At 59.8% G+C, this 2169-nt stretch carries 3 protein-coding genes; 2 read left to right on the forward strand and 1 reads right to left on the reverse strand.

Annotated elements, in window-relative coordinates:
* Window positions 1-1176: recombinase zinc beta ribbon domain-containing protein (locus QJT78_RS50515; RefSeq protein ID WP_281460842.1), on the reverse strand; the 1176-nt coding region annotated here is incomplete at its 3' end.
* A 4-nt stretch (window positions 1177-1180) separates the two neighbouring features.
* On the opposite strand from QJT78_RS50515, the gene QJT78_RS50520 reads away from it, so the two are divergent.
* Together QJT78_RS50520 and QJT78_RS50525 are read left to right on the forward strand one after the other, a co-directional pair.
* Window positions 1181-1339 (forward strand): hypothetical protein, encoded by a 159-nt coding sequence (locus QJT78_RS50520; protein ID WP_281460843.1) that lies wholly within the window; start codon window positions 1181-1183, stop codon window positions 1337-1339.
* A 42-nt stretch (window positions 1340-1381) separates the two neighbouring features.
* A complete protein-coding gene (locus QJT78_RS50525) occupies window positions 1382-2044 on the forward strand; it encodes a conjugal transfer protein TrbF (protein ID WP_281460844.1) in 663 nt (220 codons plus the stop codon).
* Window positions 2045-2169 lie beyond the last annotated feature (125 nt).

Raw genomic sequence — 2169 nt, forward strand, 5'->3', positions numbered from 1 at the left:
TCTCCGTCGTTGCCGCCTCCATACCCCCCGCCAACGATTTGCAAACACGTTGATCAACAGACTGCAATCCCCACGCCAAACCTTTGCGAATGGGACGCGAACGTCGCTTACGATTTTAGCAACAAAGGTGTCGGAATAACGGATGGTCTCGGCGCGGTTTGGCTGGCGACGGACATCGATCGTTTCGGTCGCTCCGCCCTGCCAACGAATTTGCAAATGCAACAGCTTGGGTTCCGTACCCTTGACGACGCTGACATCACGGATCAACAAACGCAGCATTCGCTTGCGGTCGCAAGCTGAAGTGGTTGTTGCCTTCCAAAGTCGAGGAAAGTCTTTGCCGAGCTGTAGAACTTGCTGCTTTTGTTCAGGTGTGAGGCTGCGCATTGCTTGACGCTCAAAGTCGGCGACCTCGGCCTTGAGTTCGATCATCCGCTGCATAGCGTCGTTCCAGCGCTTTTCGAGCGTGCTGGCAACCAGGCGATTGCTGGGGTCGGCCTCCTCATAGCGGCGTTCTGCCAAGTCAGCATCGTAGCGTGCCCGCTCGATCCTTCGGTGCCATTGCGCAGAAATCGCGTTGTCGCGCGCTTCCAAATTGGTCAGCGCTTCGAGTGCAAGTTTGATTGTCAGTGGCGTAACGGCGGTCAACAAACGCGCAGCGATGGCGTCATCCAGCGGCTTTGCTGGCAAAGACATGCAGTGGCGAAGCGGCGATGCGTCCCGACTTCTCGAGTTGCAGTCATAGCTCGGGTAAAGATCGCCGTTACCGGTATAGCGTGTACTCAGACGCCGCCCGCAAATGCCACAAAGCAACACGCCCTGCAGCAAGCAGCGACCCTCGCGAGCAGGCCCAGCGAGAACCTCGCTGTTGGTCCGGTTCGCTACGAGGCGACTGCGATTGGCGAGGAACTGATCCCAGGTGATGTAACTCGGATGGTGGTTCGGAATAACAACACGCCACTGATCTTGTGGCATCTGGCGCGATTGAGTACAGATTTCGCCAGTGGGGCCGATCTTCTTGCAAGATTGATACCGACCAAACACGTAAGTGCCGGCGTAAGATGGATTGGCAAGAACGCCGATCACCCGTGAATGGGTCAACCGACCCCAGATGAGTTTGCCATCCCACACACCGCCGTACGATCGACGCGGAAAGAGAAGACCGATCTGGTCCCTCAAGGCGATGACGCAAGGCATCGGCACGGCGGGCGGCGCGCTCGCCTCCGCCACACGCGACCAGGCGATCGGCGCGCCGGGCTCCTTCGGCACCTCAACGCTTGGCCTCGCCAACGCCAAGCTCGATCAGCGGGTCGCCCAGAAGAAATCGGCGAACAGGCCGTGAGCGACAGGACCCGCCAGATGAAGAATAGAGAGCCTTTCCCGAATGCCTGCGCATAATCCGCCCGACAATCCCTATCTCGCCGCGCGTCAGGAATGGAACGAGCGCTACGGCTCCTATGTGAAGGCCGCTGCGACGTGGCGCACCATCGGCATCGTCGCCATGGTCATGGCGGTGATCGGCTTCGCCTATGCGCTGTTCCAGAGCACGCAGGTCAAGCTCGTTCCCTACATCGTCGAGGTCGACAAGCTTGGCACTGCCGCGAGCGCCGGCTATCCGCAGCAGATCGAGTATGCGGATCCGCGAGTGGTGCGCGCGACGCTCGGAAGCTTCGTTGCGAACTTCCGATCGGTCACGCCAGATGCGGTCGTGCAGAAGCAGTACATCGACCGCACCTACGCGCTGCTGCGGACCTCCGATCCCGCTACGCAAAAGATCAATGACTGGTTTCGGAGCAATTCGCCGTTCGAGAGGGCCAAGACGACGACCGTCGCGGTCGAGGTCAACAACATCGTCGCCCTGTCCAACCAGTCCTATCAGATCGACTGGACCGAATTTGAGCGGGACAGGAAGGGCAAGCAAACCGGCGAGCACCGGTTTCGCGGTATCGCCACCGTCACGCTGACTCCGCCCCAGGACGAGCAGACCATCCGGCTCAATCCGATCGGCCTGTACCTGCGTGATTTCGACTGGACGGCGCAACTATGAAAGGGGCGGGGACGCCAATGCACCCAAACACGATCAGACTTCATCCTTGCCTCGTTCTCGCGGTATCCGCCTGCGGCTTGCTGCTTGCCGATGTCAGCGCGCACGCGCAGCCGATGACCGCCAAG

It is taken from the genome of Bradyrhizobium sp. Mp27 (assembly GCF_029953005.1).
GTDB classification, from domain to species: Bacteria; Pseudomonadota; Alphaproteobacteria; order Rhizobiales; family Xanthobacteraceae; genus Bradyrhizobium; species Bradyrhizobium barranii.

Coding starts and splice junctions, on each gene's coding strand:
- QJT78_RS50520 (WP_281460843.1), top strand. CDS start 1,181: ATGACGCAAGGCATCGGCACGGCGGGCGGCGCGCTCGCCTCCGCCACA.
- QJT78_RS50525 (WP_281460844.1), top strand. CDS start 1,382: ATGCCTGCGCATAATCCGCCCGACAATCCCTATCTCGCCGCGCGTCAG.